The organism is Ruegeria sp. O6, from assembly GCF_056535045.1.
Window position 1 is genome coordinate 137969 of sequence record NZ_JBQERM010000007.1, and the last position, 17160, is coordinate 155128.

At 56.6% G+C, this 17160-nt stretch carries 16 protein-coding genes and 1 tRNA gene; 8 read left to right on the forward strand and 9 right to left on the reverse strand.

Annotation, left to right across the window (positions count from 1 at the left end):
• Positions 1–49 precede the first annotated feature (49 nt).
• The gene (locus ACR0DY_RS11435; protein ID WP_267363938.1) at positions 50–439 is read right to left on the reverse strand and encodes a hypothetical protein; all 390 of its coding nucleotides are present in this window, start codon (positions 437–439) and stop codon (positions 50–52) included.
• 144 nt (positions 440–583) lie between these two features.
• On the opposite strand from ACR0DY_RS11435, the gene ACR0DY_RS11440 reads away from it, so the two are divergent.
• Both ACR0DY_RS11440 and ACR0DY_RS11445 read left to right on the forward strand, forming a co-directional pair.
• Entirely contained in the window at positions 584–1234 is a 651-nt protein-coding gene (locus tag ACR0DY_RS11440; protein WP_480486999.1) for a carbonic anhydrase, read from the forward strand.
• Positions 1235–1331: 97 nt separating this feature from the next.
• Entirely contained in the window at positions 1332–1868 is a 537-nt protein-coding gene (locus ACR0DY_RS11445) for an SRPBCC family protein (RefSeq protein ID WP_480506899.1), read from the forward strand.
• Positions 1869–1931: 63 nt separating this feature from the next.
• Here the strand turns inward: ACR0DY_RS11445 and ACR0DY_RS11450 are convergent, their stop codons facing one another.
• The 5 genes from ACR0DY_RS11450 to ACR0DY_RS11470 all read right to left on the reverse strand — a co-directional run bounded on the left by ACR0DY_RS11450 (position 1932) and on the right by ACR0DY_RS11470 (position 7702).
• Positions 1932–2849, reverse strand: coding sequence for an endonuclease/exonuclease/phosphatase family protein (locus tag ACR0DY_RS11450; RefSeq protein WP_480546049.1), 918 nt, complete (start codon positions 2847–2849; stop codon positions 1932–1934).
• A 346-nt stretch (positions 2850–3195) separates the two neighbouring features.
• Positions 3196–4137 carry a class I SAM-dependent methyltransferase gene (locus ACR0DY_RS11455; protein ID WP_480482420.1) on the reverse strand — a complete coding sequence of 314 codons (942 nt, stop codon included), beginning with the start codon at positions 4135–4137 and terminating at the stop codon, positions 3196–3198.
• A 213-nt stretch (positions 4138–4350) separates the two neighbouring features.
• Positions 4351–5373, reverse strand: coding sequence for an aspartate-semialdehyde dehydrogenase (locus ACR0DY_RS11460; RefSeq protein ID WP_480474325.1), 1023 nt, complete (start codon positions 5371–5373; stop codon positions 4351–4353).
• 103 nt (positions 5374–5476) lie between these two features.
• On the reverse strand, positions 5477–6508 hold the full coding sequence (locus ACR0DY_RS11465; protein WP_480898310.1) for a glycosyltransferase family 4 protein: 1032 nt from the start codon (positions 6506–6508) through the stop codon (positions 5477–5479).
• A gap of 21 nt (positions 6509–6529) precedes the next feature.
• Entirely contained in the window at positions 6530–7702 is a 1173-nt protein-coding gene (locus ACR0DY_RS11470) for an MFS transporter (RefSeq protein ID WP_480898312.1), read from the reverse strand.
• 139 nt (positions 7703–7841) lie between these two features.
• Here ACR0DY_RS11470 and ACR0DY_RS11475 point away from each other — a divergent pair, with 139 nt between their 5' ends.
• A complete protein-coding gene (locus ACR0DY_RS11475; RefSeq protein WP_480898315.1) occupies positions 7842–8984 on the forward strand; it encodes a DUF3095 domain-containing protein in 1143 nt (380 codons plus the stop codon).
• A gap of 4 nt (positions 8985–8988) precedes the next feature.
• Here ACR0DY_RS11475 and ACR0DY_RS11480 read toward each other — a convergent pair whose 3' ends face one another.
• Complete coding sequence (locus ACR0DY_RS11480; protein ID WP_480546045.1) at positions 8989–9759, reverse strand: HpcH/HpaI aldolase family protein; 771 nt, start codon at positions 9757–9759, stop codon at positions 8989–8991.
• Between the two features lie 189 nt (positions 9760–9948).
• Here ACR0DY_RS11480 and hpaR point away from each other — a divergent pair, with 189 nt between their 5' ends.
• Both hpaR and ACR0DY_RS11490 read left to right on the forward strand, forming a co-directional pair.
• Positions 9949–10383, forward strand: a complete 435-nt coding sequence (gene hpaR, locus ACR0DY_RS11485; RefSeq protein WP_480482410.1) for a homoprotocatechuate degradation operon regulator HpaR — start codon at positions 9949–9951, stop codon at positions 10381–10383.
• A gap of 600 nt (positions 10384–10983) precedes the next feature.
• Positions 10984–11682: a fumarylacetoacetate hydrolase family protein gene (locus ACR0DY_RS11490; RefSeq protein WP_480482408.1), complete on the forward strand. Its 699-nt coding sequence runs from the start codon at positions 10984–10986 to the stop codon at positions 11680–11682.
• A 3-nt stretch (positions 11683–11685) separates the two neighbouring features.
• Here ACR0DY_RS11490 and ACR0DY_RS11495 read toward each other — a convergent pair whose 3' ends face one another.
• Together ACR0DY_RS11495 and ACR0DY_RS11500 are read right to left on the reverse strand one after the other, a co-directional pair.
• The gene (locus ACR0DY_RS11495; protein WP_480482406.1) at positions 11686–12897 is read right to left on the reverse strand and encodes a winged helix-turn-helix domain-containing protein; all 1212 of its coding nucleotides are present in this window, start codon (positions 12895–12897) and stop codon (positions 11686–11688) included.
• A complete protein-coding gene (locus ACR0DY_RS11500; RefSeq protein WP_267366879.1) occupies positions 12894–13919 on the reverse strand; it encodes a LacI family DNA-binding transcriptional regulator in 1026 nt (341 codons plus the stop codon). Before ACR0DY_RS11500 ends, ACR0DY_RS11495 begins: the two co-directional genes overlap by 4 nt.
• 115 nt (positions 13920–14034) lie before the next feature.
• On the opposite strand from ACR0DY_RS11500, the gene ACR0DY_RS11505 reads away from it, so the two are divergent.
• From ACR0DY_RS11505 to ACR0DY_RS11515, 3 genes are all read left to right on the forward strand, one after another.
• Positions 14035–14111: transfer RNA gene (locus tag ACR0DY_RS11505), tRNA-Arg, on the forward strand.
• A gap of 278 nt (positions 14112–14389) precedes the next feature.
• Positions 14390–15484, forward strand: coding sequence for a helix-turn-helix domain-containing protein (locus ACR0DY_RS11510; protein WP_480482404.1), 1095 nt, complete (start codon positions 14390–14392; stop codon positions 15482–15484).
• The gene (locus ACR0DY_RS11515; RefSeq protein ID WP_480546043.1) at positions 15477–16862 is read left to right on the forward strand and encodes a plasmid recombination protein; all 1386 of its coding nucleotides are present in this window, start codon (positions 15477–15479) and stop codon (positions 16860–16862) included. Before ACR0DY_RS11510 ends, ACR0DY_RS11515 begins: the two co-directional genes overlap by 8 nt.
• Positions 16863–17160 lie beyond the last annotated feature (298 nt).

Consider the following 17160-nt stretch of genomic DNA (forward strand, 5'->3'; position numbering starts at 1 on the left):
ATTGTTTCTGTGCACAGACTAGCCGCGCATATTCTGCCCGCAACCCCTGTCAGACGGAAAGGTCCTGTTGATCCCAGACGGCTGTCAATGATCGCTCACCAACGCGGATCAGACGTCCCAGCGTTGCACCTGCGGCTACCGCGTCACCGGCATCGACGGCCTGCGCCACGTCCCCTGCAACCCTGGCCAGAACCGTCATCCCGACCTGTTCGGAAATCGCGACCAGGGACCTTGCGCATTTGCGCAGTTCGGCCCATTCGCGCTGACGCCAAAAGCGTTCGCAGTTCGACAGGCGCACTGCCAGTTCTTCGATGGTGCGGCACAGCACATCCAGCGCGTTCTTGTCGCCCAGTTGACGGTAAAGGCCACTTAGTTGATCCGAATCCAGACGGACGGATTCCTTGTGTTCAAGCGTGATTATTTTTTCCACCACATTCACCCTAATTCTGACGCCCCCACGGCGCAGGTTTGATACTGGTGACAAATTCCTTTGCAAAACCTTGCAGAGAAATCGGATAATTGCTCGAATTTTCCTAGAATTCGGTTTAGAGGATCGGTCAGCGACAAGAACGGGGACACCGTAATGGAATTTGCCAAACCTTTGCCGAGCTATCTGGTCACGCGGTATCACGGCTGGAAAGCGACCACATATTCGGAAAACCAGGTCTGGTTCAAGCGGCTGGCAGATGAAGGGCAGCGGCCCCGGGCGATGGTGATTTCCTGCTGCGACAGCCGGGTCCATGTGACCTCGATGTTCGGTGCGGATCAGGGCGATTTCTTTATCCACCGCAATATCGCCAATCTGGTGCCACCCTATGCGCCGGACGGCGATCATCACGGTACCAGCGCAGCAATCGAGTACGCCGTCACTTCTCTCAAGGTTGCGCATCTGATGGTTCTTGGCCATTCGCAATGCGGTGGCGTTCAGGGCTGTATCGACATGTGCAAGGGTCAGGCGCCGCAACTGGATGCAAAGGAAAGCTTTGTCGGCCGCTGGATGGACATTCTGAAACCAAAATTCGAACTTGTCGCTGATATCGAAGACAGCCTCGAACAAGCCCGACAGCTGGAACGCCAATCGGTTGTCGCGTCGCTTGAAAACCTGATGACGTTCCCGTTTATCTCGTCAGCGGTCGAACAGGGCACCCTGAGCCTGCACGGGTTGTGGACCGATATCGGAGCTGGCGGGTTAGAGAGTTACGATCCCGTACAGAAGAAATTCGTTCCGGTCTGACGACAGTTCATAGCAAATAAATGATGCGGAATACGGCTCTGATTCCGGGCCGTTTTTTCGTATGCTCCACACATGACGTTTGATTTTGGAGCTTGCTATGAAGATACTTAAACGAATTCTCGCAGGGCTGTGCCTTCTTGTTTTTCTGTTCGTCGCCGTCTCATACGTGTTGCCCGGCAAGGCGGAAGTGTCCCGCAGCATCACCATCGACGCCCCGGCTGCAGTGATCTTTCCGTTTGTGAATTCCATGCAAGCGACCGAGAAATGGTCACCCTGGCTGTCACGCGATCCGGAGACGAAACTAAGCTACAGTGGCCCCGAGGAAGGTGTCGGTAACAAGTTGAACTGGAGCTCGGATCACGCACAGGTCGGTACGGGGTCGCAGGAAATCGTCGAAAGCGTGGAAAATCAACTGGTCAAAACAGATCTGGACTTTGGGCAGATGGGCACGGCGTCGGCTTCGTTCACTCTGAAACCCGATGGTGACTCAACCAATGTGACTTGGGGGTTCGAATCCGATCTGGGGCTCAACCCCATGTCCCGCTGGATGGGGGTGATGATGGATAAATGGGTTGGCGGCGATTACGAGCGGGGGTTGAATAATCTGAAAGTGCTGATCGAAAATAACACCTAGACCCTTCTTGGGATCGCGACATACGTTCTGGTATGTCCACCAAGGCAGCGGGGGCCTCGCGGATCAATCCAAACGAAACCGCGCGAATTTGCCGAAATGGTCGGATCCCATGAACGGGCGCAGTTCGACTGTTCCGGTTGTTCCCTTCGGGAGCAAAAGGTTGTCGATTGGCAACGGTAGGTGCCAGCTGCCAAGATCATGAGTGTTCAGGACGGCCCCAAAACTCTGGTTGTCTGCTGCCGCCGCTATCCGCCGGACGCTTGCACCCCAAGGAACCATGTTGAAATCCCCGGCTATCAGAACCGGGCCATCCAGATCCGCAATGCGTTCCGCAATGATCCGGCTTTGGGTTGATTGGTCATAAGGAAAAGGCCAGTTCAGGTGGATCGATACGATCCAGACCAAAGACCCGTCCGGGGCTTCGACTTGTATTCCGACAAGACCATGACCTTTCAGGCAAAACCCGGACCCTTCGACAATCGGCAAAGTTGTCAGGATGGCAACGTTTTGTTCGGGACGAAACTCACAGATCACCTTTTCGGGGTAATGCTCGAACAGGTTGCTCATGTATTCGCGGTTGTGACTCGAGACTTCCTGCAACGTCACGATCTGAGCATCGGATGCAATGATGTCGTCGGCCAGCGAATACCGGGGCCACGCCCGGCTCATGAGGTTCTTTTGATACAGGGTCAGACACGGACCGTCGCAGTCCTTGGGCGGGGCGGCGAAACTGGTTGCGATTGATCCCACAGCAACAGCGGCAAAGGCCAGGGTGACCAAAGCAAGGTATCTGGCGCGCATATACAGCAGGATCGCGGCACACGGCAAAAGCAGAACGCCAGCTTGCGGGCGGAAAAGCGCAAAGGAATCTCCGACCGCCAGGAATTGTCCGGTAAACCCGATGAGGATAAGCCCAACCAGAATGCCTGTACATCCTGTGATCAGGTATCTTCCAATTCTGCGTTTGGCCGAATTTCCCATGCTCTGCCTCTGATGCCCTGTGCAGGGCACCACCTGTTGTCTGCTCTGTCTCATCCGTTGCGTTCAGATCCGTGCTTAGCTGGCAAGCACGCCTGAATTTGTCAACTGGTCGGGGGAATGTTCCGAATTCAGGACCGGTATTTGAACATTTCGTTCGGACTGATGAGCCTAAAGGTTCCACTAGAGAGGAACGGGTGATGAAAGTGGGTCTGTGTAAGTTACCGGAGGTCCGCTTCGAGCCCAGATGCAAGGTTTTGTCGTCCTTGCTTTCTGATTAACGGTTGCCACCCGAGGTGCCGAAAATTCTCGGGTCTATTCAACACAATTTCATTGCGCGTTTCTTAAACTAACGCAGCACTGGCTTTGTAGACTTAGTGATTATCAAGCCTATAGAAGTTGTAACGTACCCCTTCATCAGCAATCGCATGTGCTTGGTGCCAGAGTACTGTCTTGGATCCCCTTTGCGCCTGTCCACGGTTAAATCAAGTGGATCGTCGCCTAAGCGAATATCCAACGGCTCCACTTTGTGTCCTTTGGATTGAAGGCGTTTCACAGCATCTTCAATGTCACGTAGGCGATAGATTGCGGTCTTTCCGCCTTTTGACGTCCGGGTGTTTGATGATAGGTTGAATTCCGTTGTATGCACAGCGACCCCACCGGGACGCAGGCAGTCCATCTGTTTCTCCAAAAAACGAACTCCGAGTTCGAGAGAACCGCAGTGCTCGAAAGAACACGTGGACCAGGTAAAGTCGTACCCTGAGATATCGCTGGGAATATCGTTCATATCAATGGGGCGAAATTTGACGCTCTTCTTAAATAATTCCTTTGAGCAGATCTCAGAGAAAAGTAAATCTTCGACTGATGCGCTCCATTGGCCAGTTGTCTCCCAACCTTCATTACCCTTGTTGTTGTCAGCCAGATCACTCGCTAGAACTTCGCAGCCCTTCGCTGCGAGGTAGGCAGGGATTCTTTCCTTACCAACTGCGAAACCCAAGCCCTTGATTCCGGGCTGGAGTAGGTCGCGTTCGCGCAAAGCTTGTAAAATGAAAGCCAGCTCCCAATACTTGCGATGGTGAGTATGAGGAAGATTGAGTTCTTCAATGCAGGCGGCAAACTCATTCGAGTTTAGGCGTCCTGTTCGAGCGATTTCTGAACCTAACGGGCCTTGGCTCAATGGGCTATTAGATGAGACGTAGCTTACTTTTGGGTCGCGCTCGAAATTTTCGATACGGATTTTGGGAGTTGGACGTAAGATTGCTTCTAGCTTATCGAAAAAGGCTCGAGCCACGGCGGTTCACCATTTAATTAACCGAGATAGTGTTTTAGTAAGTCCAACGCTTTATCGGATCAGAAAAGTTGAATATTGTAGTTTGAATATATTATCAACATTCCAAATGCTTGATGCACAAAGCCAGTCTTGTTCCGCAAGTTTGGCTTTCTAAAAAGAAACCCGCTGATCAAACAGCGGGTTTCTTTTTTAGTTTTTGCAAAGGCTGGATTGTCAGCCCTTTTTCAGGACCTCACGGCCCAGCAGTTCGGCGATCTGAACCGCGTTCAGGGCGGCACCCTTGCGCAGGTTGTCGCTGACGCACCACAGGTTCAGACCGTTTTCGATGGTCGAATCCTGGCGGATGCGGCTGATGAATGTGGCAAAGTCGCCTGCGCACTCGATGGGCGAGACGTAGCCACCGGCTTCGCGCTTGTCGATCACCATGATGCCCGGCGCTTCGCGCAGGATATCGCGGGCTTCGTCTTCGTCCAGAAATTCCTCGAACTCGATATTCACGGCCTCGGAATGGCCGACGAAGACCGGAACGCGGACGCAGGTTGCGGTGACCTTGATCGACGGATCGACGATCTTCTTGGTCTCGACAACCATCTTCCACTCTTCCTTGGTCGAGCCGTCTTCCATGAAGACGTCGATCTGCGGAATGACGTTGAAGGCGATCTGTTTCTGGAACTTCTTCGGAGCGACTTCGGTGGTTGGGTTGTAGACGGCCTTGGTTTGATCCCAAAGCTCATCCATGCCCTCTTTGCCGGCACCCGAAACTGACTGATAGGTCGACACAACAACGCGCTTGATCTTGGCGCGGTCATGCAGCGGCTTCAGTGCGACAACCATCTGCGCTGTCGAGCAGTTGGGGTTGGCGATGATGTTCTTGTTCTTGTAGTCGTGGATCGCCTGCGGGTTACATTCCGGCACGATCAGCGGAATCTCCGGGTCATAGCGATAGAGCGACGAGTTATCGATCACCACGCAACCCGCGGCCGCCGCCTTTGGAGCGTAGACTTTGGTCGCCTCGGAACCCACGGCAAACAGCGCCATGTCCCAGCCGGTGAAATCGAACGTGTCCAGATCTTTGGTCGTAAGGGTCTTGTCGCCAAAGCTTACTTCGGTACCCAGCGAGCGACGGCTTGCCAGGGCGGCAAGTTCATCAACCGGGAACTGGCGTTCAGCCAGAATGTTCAGCATTTCGCGGCCCACGTTGCCCGTGGCGCCGACGACTACGACGCGATAGCCCATTTCATGTCTCCAAAGTTAAGGACGCGCGTTCATAGCCGCGTTGCGGCGAAGAAAAAAGGGCTATCAGCGGGGTTTTCAACGACTGATGCTGAATTCAAGCGGTTCAATCGTTCAAAAGTCGTTCATATAGCGCAACCAGCGTCTTTGCTTCGCCCTGAATGTCAAAATTCTGCTCGACATGGGTGCGGGATGCCTGACCCGCTTGTGACAGGGAATCATTGCATTTCAACATCTGGGCAATCGCCTCGACCAAGGCGGGAACATCATCGGGGGCCACCACCTTGCCAAAGGATGGATCAGTTATGATCTCGGAGAACGCACCGACATCTGTGGCTACAACCGGAACAGCGCAGGCCATTGCTTCAAGAGGGGTCAAACCAAACCCCTCCCACCTTTGTGGCGCAACAAACAGGTCCAGAACCTGATACCATTCAGCAATCTGATCTACGGTCACCTCGGGCTTGAAAAGGATGCGATCCGACAAGCCAGCCTTTGCGACCTTATCCTTCAGTTCGGCCAGAAATGCGGTGTGTTTCTCGGTTGCCCGGCCCATGACGATGCCTGACACTGTGTCGAACCGCCCGCACACGTCAATCATGGCGTCGACAAAGGCATCAGTGCCTTTTTGGTGTCGAATGCGGCCGTAACACCCTAACAGTACCCCATCCGGCAGCCCCAGCCGAGCACGGACGGCGGCCTTGTCTGAAGGCGGAACGAAGTCTTCTAGGTTGATGCCATGCATCACCACCTGCGAGTCTCGCTCAAGATACCCTGCGGTTTTGCGCGAGGTTGCAACGACCGCATCCATCTTTCCGATCAGCCATTTGGTATAGCCTGTGTGCGGCCTTTGGGACGCGCTTGTGAACAGCATTTTGAGTTTCAACCGGAACACATCGCGCAGGATGAGGCCCAGCAACATCTCGGTGTTGCGGCGCGCGTGCCAGACCCGCCATTTACGACGCGACAGGAAAGGCAGTCGACCAAGCGGGATGTGCGGGGTGTCGGCGGGCAGACCCGGGCCAGTGGCGGCGATATCGATCCATTGCGCTTGCAGCGGAACCAGCCTTGCTATGGTAGCCGTTACGCCCGAAAGTCTGCGTTTTAGATTTGGGGCTATGACAATGGGGTCTTTCAACAGGCTCTCCTGATGGCTGCGTCAATCCACACTATCGCGGCTGAATAGATAGATCACGCAACCAATGGCAAGGGTGACCGCAAAAAACCCGAATATTGCGGTGTAGGGTGCCGCTGATCCGTCTTGCACGGTGGCTGCGTGAATACGTCCGGTGACGAATTGAGCAATGCCAACGCCGCCGATGCCGAAAAGATTCAGCAATGTCACACCACGCCCCACCAGATGCGGAGGCACGAAGGCACGGCCATGAGCCATGATGACCGGAAAGCTGGCACCGGTAAAGCCGATTACGGCCATCAGCAGGACAGACAGCCATGTTGCATCCTCGATCCACAGGCAGAGCAAGCCCAACGCAGCTGCGCCCAGTGCGTTGCCAGCGAAAACCACCCATTTCCGGGTACCAAAAACGCGGTCCAGCGGTCCGTAGACAAAAGTGCCCGCAATCATAGCCGCACCCATGATCAGCGTTGCAGTGCCGATCTGAGTGGCACTTAAGCCAAAGACATCGTTCAGGTAAGGCCCGGCCCAAAGCCCTCGCAGCGCAGCAGAGGGGGCGTAAGCAACCAGCATCAGGGGCAGGATCAGCCACAGGGCAGGCTCCTTCAGCAGATCCAGCAGGGATCCCTTGTGTTCTGTTTCGACCTTCGCCGGGTCGTGAACAGTCAGCCACAGGCCCAATGCGATTGCGGCGGACACTGTGGCCAGCCCGACCATCGTTGCGCGCCACCCCATCCATTCCACGGCAAGCGCGGTTGGATAAGAAGCCACCAGATTTCCAACGGACCCTGCGCCCAACATCACGGCGGCCAATGTGGCAAACCGCGCCGGGGGGTATTCACGCGCAAAGATATAGTAGGAGGCCATTAGGACCGGAGAGCACCCGACACCGATCAGGCCCATGGCTATGCTGATGTGCAGGGGCGTTGTTGCGGCTGCAAAAACCGCCGCTCCACCTGCCCCGCCCACCAGAAGCAGCGCGGCGGACGTGAGGCGGGGACCAATCCTGTCCAGCGCCCATCCGACCGGGATCTGCATGACGGCGAATACAATAAACCAAAGACCGGAAGCAAAGGCCAAATCTTCGGGCATGGCACTGATATCACGTTCCAGATCCAGGCTGAGAACCGCAAGGAAAGCGCGGAAAAATTGGCTGAGCACATAGCCCAGGCATAAAACCACCAAACCTGCCTGCATCTTCAGCCCTTTCCTGCTCGTCCGAGGAAAATGCTTGGCACGCCGTGATGCAACGCACAAGCCTGTGTATTATGTTTCAAAGTCAGGACATGGCTCGCCTTCCGGCTATCTTTGTCAAAACATTGATTCCGAGGGGAGCATGAAAGACCTCCAGTCTGCATTTTACGAAAACCTTCCCTTGCAGCGCGATTTTACCCGTCTGTCAGACCCTGCGCAGTTTTCAAAACTGCCCGATGATTGGGTTCTGGGTGTTGCTGACATTGTCGATTCAACAGGCGAAATCGCGCGGGGCCGGTACAAGACCGTCAATACTGTGGGCGCTGCGGTAATTTCGGCCATGATCAATGCAATGGACGGCGCGCTGTTTCCATATGTCTTTGGCGGCGATGGGGCGGGGTTTGCTGTCCCGCCCGGAAAAGCTGAAACCGCCCGGACTACGCTGGCGGATTTGCGGCGCTGGGCGGATGAAGAGTTCTCCATGCCATTACGGGCGGCGCTGGTATCGGTGGCTGATATTCGCAAAGCGGGTAAGGATCTGCGTGTTGCGCGCTATGCACCCTCTGCCGGAGTGGATTACGCCATGTTTTCCGGCGGCGGTCTGGCCTGGGCCGAGGCCGGGATGAAAGCCGGGCAAAATATGGTCACACCCGCAGTACCAGGTGCACAGCCGGATCTGACAGGCCTGTCTTGCAGGTGGTCCAACAGCCCGGCCCGTCACGGTCAAATCGTTTCACTGGTCGTACAGCCCACACCATCAGCAACCGAACGGGACTTTGCCGATCTTGCGCAATCCGTCTTGTCTGCGTCGGAAGCGCTTGAGCGTGCAGGCCATCCGGTGTCGGAAAAGGGTCCGCCCATGACATGGCCTCCGCCTGGCCTTGACATCGACGCACATGTGTCGCGCAACGGGCGTCATGTGATTTTGCACAAACTCGTTCTACTGGTTCAGAACCTGTTGATCGCGGTATTATTCAAAACTGGCCTGCGGATGGGACGCTTTGAGCCGGACCATTACAGACATATGGTCAGCAGCAATGCCGATTACCGAAAGTTTGATGACGGGCTGAAAATGACGCTCGACTGCGATCCGGACACATTGCGCCAAATCGAACACCTGCTTGAAGAGGCGCGTCGCCGTGGGAAAATCAGATACGGTTTGCACGCACAGGACGAGGCGATGATGACATGTATCGTCCCCTCGGCCACCCGGGATGACCATGTGCATTTTGTTGATGGAGCCTCGGGCGGCTATGCGCAGGCCGCTGCGGCCATGCGCACTTGAGTGTCTAGGAAGGTTTCCATTGCGCGGCCAGCGCGCGTGCCGCCTGTGCCAGCAGCATCACATCTATACCGACCGCCAGAAATTGGGCGCCCATGTCCAGATAGGCCTGACGCGCTTCGTTATTGGTGGCAAGGATGCCCGGCGCTTTGCCTGCGGCCTTGATCCGGGCCAGGGCGTCCGCGATGACCGCACGCACCTCGGGTGCGGCGCTGTTGCCCTTGTACCCCATGTCGGTTGACAGATCAGCGGGACCGATGAAAACGCCATCCACACCTTCGACTTGAAGAATGTCATCCAACGCGGCCACTCCGGCGCGGGTTTCCACCTGCAACAACAGGCAGATTTCCTGATCTGCGGTCTGGATATAGTCGCTTGTCGACCCATACATCGTGGCGCGAGATGCGGCTGCACCAACACCCCGCACCCCGTCCGGTGGATAGCGGCAGGCACGGACCAGATCCTGCGCCTGAGCGGCGCTTTCGACAATCGGAACCAGTACTGTTTGGGCACCAGCATCCAGAACCATCTTGATCATCCAGGTCTCTCCAACAGGGACCCGAACAACGGGATGAGATGCGCTGCTGGCCAAAGCCGTCAGCTGATCCCGGATCGAGCGGATATCATTTGGGGCGTGTTCTCCATCAATCACCAGCCAATCGAAACCCGCGGTTCCCATGATCTCGGCGGTGACGGATTCAGCAAAGCTCATCCAGCAACCAATCTGCTGTTCGCCCTTTATTAGAGCCTGTTTGAACATATTTTTTGGGGCTGACATGCTGAAACCTCATATTTGAGCCGGAGCAGGTGAGAAGGACATGAAATGGATCTCGGTCGCATCATCAACGGTCGCTCCTAATTGTCCAGCCTGAAATCGGCCCGCATGACGGTGCAAATTCGGGTGTGGGTGCTGCTGCTGCGTGTCGGGTTGCTTGCTTATATCCCGGATTTCGGTGATAATTTTCTTATGACCGACGATCTCCCTCTGACGTCGCGATCTTTGCCCATTGCGCTTTTGCGGGCGCGGGAAAAGGTTATGGGACCCATTCGAGCAATGCTGGCTGACGCTGGTGTCACGGAACAGCAGTGGCGGGTGTTGCGGGTGTTGAATGAAGAAGGCCCGCAAGAGCCGACCCACATCGCCGATCGCGCCTGCCTGTTGCTGCCAAGCCTGACGCGCATTCTGCAAAAGCTGGAGAACCGCGGACTGATCACGCGGCGCAGCCATCCGGCAGACCGACGACGTCAGGTTGTTGAGATCAGCACAAAAGGGGTTCAGATCATTCGTGCCAATCTGGCTGCAAGCACGGCCCAGGCGGAACGTATTCGATCTCAGCTTGGACCGGACAAGCATGAGTTACTGCTGGATCTGCTGAACGAGTTGAAGGACCTCGAATCCTGATCATTGGCACTGCATGAGATGTCTTCGGCAGTGACCCCGCCGGAAACTGTAGGGGGAGTCTCCGACGGGGCGGCCAGACCCGGACTGGTCGTTGGTGCCTGGCCCAAGACCGGTTACGTCAAACCTGACGGTCCGGCCTGTGCTTCGGAGTATATGAAAAGCCTGTGATGTGGCTCTGAACAGGGTCTTTCGGCCCTTGGGGGAGGGGCCTTGCACCTATATTCTCCGAAACTGATTTAGGCTTAGCCGACCGGTAAATGGGTCAGCCTATGGTTTGCCGACGTCACTTTGGTGGAATGCTTTACCAAAGCTGCTGTTCTGAATTATGACACCGCACCGAAATCGGAGCGGTCCTGACCACCTGAGGATTTTGCCCGGCTTTTGACTGAGCCAAGAGTTGTTTCGACCTGTTTGTGTACTGGTGAGACCATAAAAACTGATGAAACCAATTTTTGACACGGCGTCAGTCAATCAGGTCAGAATTGAGCCGTTTCACGCTGAAACACCACTTCGAGATTGGCGAAATACAGCGTGTTTTCCGGGCTTGCTGGAGGGTCTGGCAGACGTAATATGGCAGCTACGCAACCTTCAGGGATTATCATGCCAAACAGCCTTTTTTCGCTTCCGGACCCGATCACCATCCCCGTTGTCGGCGCGGCAGCCGGATATCCCATTGGACGGATCTTCTGCGTCGGTCGAAATTATGCCGCCCATGCCGCAGAAATGGGGAATGAGGTGGATCGCGAGGCACCTTTCTACTTCACCAAATCCGCCCCGAACGCCGTACTCTCGGGTGCGACGGTTCCTTATCCTGCCGGGACCCAGAATTACCATCATGAGATGGAATTGGCATTGGCCATTGGAAAGCCCGTGTTTCGCGCAACCAGTGCGCAGGCGTGGGAAGCCGTTTATGCCTATGGCTGCGCCCTGGATATGACGCGTCGTGATCTGCAAATCCGCGAGCGCAACAAGCAGCGGCCCTGGGATCTGGGAAAGGACGTCGAAAACGGAGCGGTCTTTGCCCCGTTGACACCAGCTGCCGATTGGACCCCGGAGGATGACAAACGCATTCAGCTAAGCGTAAACGGAGAGTTGCGCCAGAACGCGACCCTGGAGGAGCTGATCTGGAAGATCGACGAGATTGTCATGCACCTGTCCGGCTTTTACCACCTGCGCCCCGGTGACCTGATCCTGACCGGTACACCGGCTGGTGTTGGTCCGGTTGTTGCGGGGGATGTTCTGACAGGTAAGATTGATAGGCTGGAGCCGGTCAAGTTGACCCTGTCAGACGCAGAATAGACCCTAAACAGGTTCTTTCAGCCAGTCCTTGGCGAAAGTCACATGTTCCACACCGGCCAGTCGCCGCACCCGGTCCAGCTCGGCGTTCAGGCGTCGGGTACGGGCATCTGACCAGCGGACCCGGCGCTCGGGCCAGAGCGCTTTGACGTGAAGCAGGTCACGATCGCGGTGGGCTTTCATATCGATACGGCCAATCATACGGTCGCACTCAAGCAGCGGAAAAACGTAGTATCCATAGGTTCGTTTGGCCTCGGGGACGAAAACCTCGATGCGGTAGTGAAAGCCGAACAGCCGCTCGGCCCGGTTGCGGTCGCGCAGCATGGGATCAAACGGGCTGAGCACGCGAATGCGGCCTGGTGGCTGCGGTACTTCGGTCGTCAGATCTGGTCGGGCGTATGTCTTGCGCAAGCGCCCATCGGCACAGGTAACCTCGATTTCTTCAATATCGCCACTTTCCAGCGCCGCGGCGCACCAGTCTTTTGCCTCAGCCGCGCTGACGGTGTCCCAGAAAGCCGCCAACTCTCCGGATGTTGCAAATCCCAGCCGGTCCAGTGCGGCGTTGCACAGCCAATCCACGGTCCCCTCGGCATCACAGGGCGTGCTGCCGGGGCAGAGATGTGTTTCAATCACGCGCTCTGTCAGATCATAGCGTTTCTGGAAGCCATCCCGACCAACGACGGTCAGGGCACCCGAGCGCCACAGATACTCCAACGCGGTTTTAGATGGGTGCCAGTCCCACCACCCGCCCGAGCCCTTCTTTTCATCCTTGCCAACATCCGATGACGACACCGCCCCATGGTCGCGGATGTGTTGCAGCACTGTGTCAAACTGCTGTTCGAACCCATCCCGCCGCCAGTTCTTCCACCGCGCCTTCAACATATCCGCATCCCGCTGAAAGCGCAGATGCCAATGCTGATAGAACTCCATCGGAATGACCGCCGCATCGTGCGTCCAATGCTCGAATAGCGCATTGTCCCTTTCATAGAGCCTTTTCAGGTTGGCGCTGCGATAGGCGGGCCTGCGCGAGAACAGGATCATGTCATGTGCTCGGGCAACGGTGTTGATGCTGTCAAGCTGAACAAACCCAAGCCGTTGGATCAGATCCAGAAGCGCGACACCTTTGCCTGAACCCGAGGGTTGTTCGCCCAAAGCGTGGCGGTCCATGAAGATCGCCCGTGCCGTCCGGTTGTCGAGCCTTTTCAGGGGTGTGTTCATCGCCGTTTCAGCGTGTCACCATAGCTGATCGTGGGGGTCAGAGTAACGCGTGTCTCGATCTCGGTATCAGGATTTTCCAGACGTTCGGCGATGATCTGGGCAGCTTGACGGCCGATTTCCAGACGACAGGCATCCATCGTCGCGAGTTTTCGGGGCAGGCCCTGCAAAAGCTCGACATTGTTAAAGCCTGCCAGGCCGATCTGTCCCGGAATATCGATACCCTGTTCCAACAGGTACAGCAGACCACCGGCCCCGATCATATCGTTCGAGTAATACAGAAAATCCAGCTCGGGCGAGCGTTCCAGCATAGCCTGGGTCATTTCGCGCCCCTTGGCCAGGGCCGATCCACCGGAGTAGAACTCGCGATCCTCGATCTCGATCCCGTGTTTGCCAAGAACTTCGGTAAAGCCTTCGAACCGCTTCCGTGCGCGGTGATCCAGTGGCATCTTGGTGCCCATGAAACCGATATGCTGATATCCGGCCTTCAGGATTGCCTGCGCCATTTCGCGCCCCGCGCGGCGGTGTGAGATCCCCACCATCGCATCCACCGGCTTGCCATCCGTGTCCATGATCTCGACCACTGGAATACCCGCCGAATCCAGCATGGCGCGCGCAGCTTCGGTATGTTCAAGCCCCGCAATGATCACGCCAGAGGGCCGCCACGAGAGCATCTCGTACAGCACTTTTTCCTCTTTCTCGGGCAGATAATCGGTTACCCCGACCACGGGTTGCAATTCGGTGTCTTCCAACACCTGGTTGATGCCCGTCATCACCTCGGGGAAGACCATGTTCGAAAGCGAAGGGATGATCACCGCGATCAGATTAACCCGACTGGACGCCAATGCGCCCGCGATCTTGTTGGGGACATAGCCAAGCTCTTTGGCGGCGGCCAGAACGCGGGTGCGGGTGGCGTCAGACACATCCCCCCGGTTACGCAGAACCCGGCTTACCGTCATCTCGGATACTCCGGAAGCCTCGGACACATCACGAAGGGTAAGCGGGCGTTTGGTTTCACTGTTCACGGGAGGCACCTGCGTTGTTGTTTTGTCCGATGGTAGCGTGAACAGGTCAGTGTGTACAACAATTGTGCAAAGGCGATGACAACCCGGAAAATCCCGGTTACAGAGAGCCTGGCACGGCCCCGTGGCTCAACTGGATAGAGCAGCCCCCTCCTAAGGGGCAGGTTGCAGGTTCGAATCCTGCCGGGGTCACCAAATTCTTATTTAAAATCAAATGACTGCCGGATTAACCTTGGAGCTTCATGCAGCAGTTTGCATGATTTTCCGGTCCATTTCGGACGGAATCCGGGCTTCGTCTGTACAAAACCTGTACAGATATCCGCTCTTCACGCTGCTGCGGCCAGGTGCAGCCCAAATGAAAACCCCGGCTCGGCGGTAACCGAAACCGGGGTCAAAGTGCATGTGAAAGTATCCGACTTTCCCGACGCTTATAGCATCACCAGAGAGATGCCGTCCAGAAAAGAGGTGCTGTCATGACGCAGCATCTTACGCATGGTGGCCTCCCGGAGGGCATGACGCGCTGGCAGTTCTTTGGATTGATCGAGAGAGCCCGGCGGCAGCTCGGACTCAGCAAGGGCGCAATCGCCTATCTGAAGGTCGCGATCTCCAACATAATGGATGAAGATTACGTTGCTGGCCGGATTTGCGGTTTCTGGATTTCGATAACGAAAACCGCATCGCAGGCCGGGCTTGACCGGCGGCAGGTCGCACGGATCGAGGCTAGTTTAATTGAGCGGGGCTTTCTGGCGAAATCAGCTTCCGATCACAGTCGCCGCGTAGGCTCCCGAAGAGATGGCAGGATCGGCCACGAATTCGGGATCAACCTCGCGCCCCTGATTGCGCGTGCCGCCGAGATTCAGGCGGCGGCTCGAATGGCGACCTTTGAAGAGGAGGAGGCCGAACGGCTGCGCGCCCGGATCAAAAAGCTGTTCGGAGACATTCGCAGGCTGTGCTTCGAGGGTGCAATAAAGGCCGCTGAAGAAATCCTGCCGAACCGCCGCCCGTCTACCATTCAGAGCTTCGAGCGCCTGAAGCAGGTGGCCGAAGCCTTGGAAGAGGTCTGGGAAGATTTTTCTGCGGAAGTCCGTAGGGGTGAAAAGCCCCACCAGTGCGACATTTCACCCCCACCCAATACAAGTAAAGAAAATATCAATAAAACCTGTAGGGCTGAGAAGCAGTGCGAAGCGCGGCCGGTGCGCGTCAGCCCCGCGCTTGCTTTGCGACTGGCTGGCCTGGAGTTTCGTGAGCTTATTGAGTTTTACGCGATGGGTGAGCCAGGGGGATCAGCAACATGGCGAAGCCTTAAGCTGGCGGCGCGGGAGCGCGGCTGTCAGATCGGTATCGCGCAGGGTATCTGGCAGCGCCAGTGCGAGATTTTGGGCGGATCGAGGGCAGCTCTGTGCCTTTTGGTGGCCGATCACAATGCTGGGCGCTCTGATAAATGCCGGGTGAGGGATACTGCTGCGGCGTTCATCAGCATGGTGCGGAGCGAAGCACGCCAAAGTGCCGTTCTTGACCGGCTGCTGGGTGAACTGATCGCTTTCGCCAAAGGTGGGTGCCATGACTGACGTGCCGCCAGTAACGGGAAAATCTATCTTCGCCCATAAGCAAACCTACAGCCAGAAAGGTAATTCCAAGAGCAGGTCCGTTCGCTCGATCATCGAAGAGCTTGAGCGGCTGGAGGGTGCTTGTCCGTATGTTCCATGCCCTCAGCCTCCCGGCATCCTAGAAGGGATGCAGCCGCGCGACCTGATTGGCATGATCGAGGCACGCGTGGCCGAGCAGAACCGGGTCTTAAGAAAATTGCGCAAGCAATGCCCCGACCAGAAGGCCGAACTGCGCGGGATCCGTGTCGATACGCACGTTCTGGTGGCATCGGTGTTCAGCTATCTCGATACCGTCGAAGACGCGGATAATGAAGAATATCAGGCGTGGCGCGAAGCCGTGATTGCCTTCGCCAAGCGCGATGCAGAGGCGAACAGCCTCGAAGTCATGACGATCGTCGAACACCGCGATGAGTCTCATCCGCACCTGCATATTCTCGCCTTGCCCCTGATCTCAGACGCCAACCCGCGCATGAATTCAAAGCTGTGCCATGAAGGGCACGTTGCCCAGGACGAGCACATAAGGAATCGCTGGTCAGGATCGCCATCGCGATCTTATCGGAGGGTGATGAGCACTTGGCAGGATCGCTATCACAGCGAGGTCGGATCAAAACACGGGCAGGCCCGCACCGGGCCAAAGCGCCGCCGCCTAGACAGGACAACCTGGAAGGCTGAGCAGAACCGTATCGCACTCCTGAAGGATGCGGAAAAAGCAGAACGACGCGCGACGTCAGCCAACGATCGGGCCGAGCAGGCCGAAGCACGCGAGCTGGCCGCTTCACAGCGCTCGGCTGCGCAGTGGCTGCAAGAAGCTGAACTTGGGCAGAGGTTGGCAGCGGAAGGTTTGATCAGCGCACTTGCTGTCGCAGAAACAGATGAACGTCTGCTGGCGCGTCTGGATCGCCGGACAGACCCGCGTGGCTATCCGGCCCGAAACGCCGATGAAAACGCGGCACTTCATGCCTGCGTCGATCCGATCATTCTTGAGGGGCTCGATGCGTTGAGCGCAGACTCTCCGGGTGTCAGCCTTTCGGAGAGGTTTCGCGACATGCTGGCAATGGTGACGGACTGGACCAGCCGGTTGGCCGCCGCGATACCCCGCTGGTTCCGGTGGGAAGAACTGGCAGACCGGATCGCCCGCACGGCGCAGCGGATGTTCGGCTGGCCCTCACGGCCTGACACTCTGGCGGGGACAATTGAAGCAACCCCAGCGTGGCGCGACATCGAAGCCTCAGCGCGGCGAGATCTCGACCGTGCGCTTGGTGTTGCCGCGCTAGTCCCCCAGAATGCGGTGTCTGACCCGCCACAATCCAAGGCTGTGTTTCGTTTCACGTCAGACTGATATCGGGGTCGGGAAAATGACCTAAGTTGATCCATCATGATCCAACTTCGTGGTTCTCGCTAAGTATTGGTGACCGAATATTATTTTGCGGGGCCCGGCTGCTGACGCACCCACCCGCAAAATGTCGATCAGGCGCTGCGCCCCTGAACCCAGCCTGTCAGCGAGGCGCCAGCCCATTGGCACACAACCCGCCCACACAAGCGATGAATGATCCGTAGAACAGTTCTCGCCGCCTTTCGTACCTGCCCGTCACCGGCTCGCAATTTCATGAACGACCAATTGAGGACATTGGCCTTGC

What these genes read in the sequence shown, in the direction of transcription:
- ACR0DY_RS11440 (WP_480486999.1), top strand. Translation starts at nt 584, where the DNA reads ATGGAATTTGCCAAACCTTTGCCGAGCTATCTGGTCACGCGGTATCAC.
- ACR0DY_RS11445 (WP_480506899.1), top strand. Translation starts at nt 1,332, where the DNA reads ATGAAGATACTTAAACGAATTCTCGCAGGGCTGTGCCTTCTTGTTTTT.
- ACR0DY_RS11450 (WP_480546049.1), bottom strand. Translation starts at nt 2,849, where the DNA reads ATGGGAAATTCGGCCAAACGCAGAATTGGAAGATACCTGATCACAGGA.
- ACR0DY_RS11460 (WP_480474325.1), bottom strand. Translation starts at nt 5,373, where the DNA reads ATGGGCTATCGCGTCGTAGTCGTCGGCGCCACGGGCAACGTGGGCCGC.
- ACR0DY_RS11470 (WP_480898312.1), bottom strand. Translation starts at nt 7,702, where the DNA reads ATGCAGGCAGGTTTGGTGGTTTTATGCCTGGGCTATGTGCTCAGCCAA.
- ACR0DY_RS11475 (WP_480898315.1), top strand. Translation starts at nt 7,842, where the DNA reads ATGAAAGACCTCCAGTCTGCATTTTACGAAAACCTTCCCTTGCAGCGC.
- ACR0DY_RS11480 (WP_480546045.1), bottom strand. Translation starts at nt 9,759, where the DNA reads ATGTCAGCCCCAAAAAATATGTTCAAACAGGCTCTAATAAAGGGCGAA.
- hpaR (WP_480482410.1), top strand. Translation starts at nt 9,949, where the DNA reads ATGACCGACGATCTCCCTCTGACGTCGCGATCTTTGCCCATTGCGCTT.
- ACR0DY_RS11490 (WP_480482408.1), top strand. Translation starts at nt 10,984, where the DNA reads ATGCCAAACAGCCTTTTTTCGCTTCCGGACCCGATCACCATCCCCGTT.
- ACR0DY_RS11495 (WP_480482406.1), bottom strand. Translation starts at nt 12,897, where the DNA reads ATGAACACACCCCTGAAAAGGCTCGACAACCGGACGGCACGGGCGATC.
- ACR0DY_RS11510 (WP_480482404.1), top strand. Translation starts at nt 14,390, where the DNA reads ATGACGCAGCATCTTACGCATGGTGGCCTCCCGGAGGGCATGACGCGC.
- ACR0DY_RS11515 (WP_480546043.1), top strand. Translation starts at nt 15,477, where the DNA reads ATGACTGACGTGCCGCCAGTAACGGGAAAATCTATCTTCGCCCATAAG.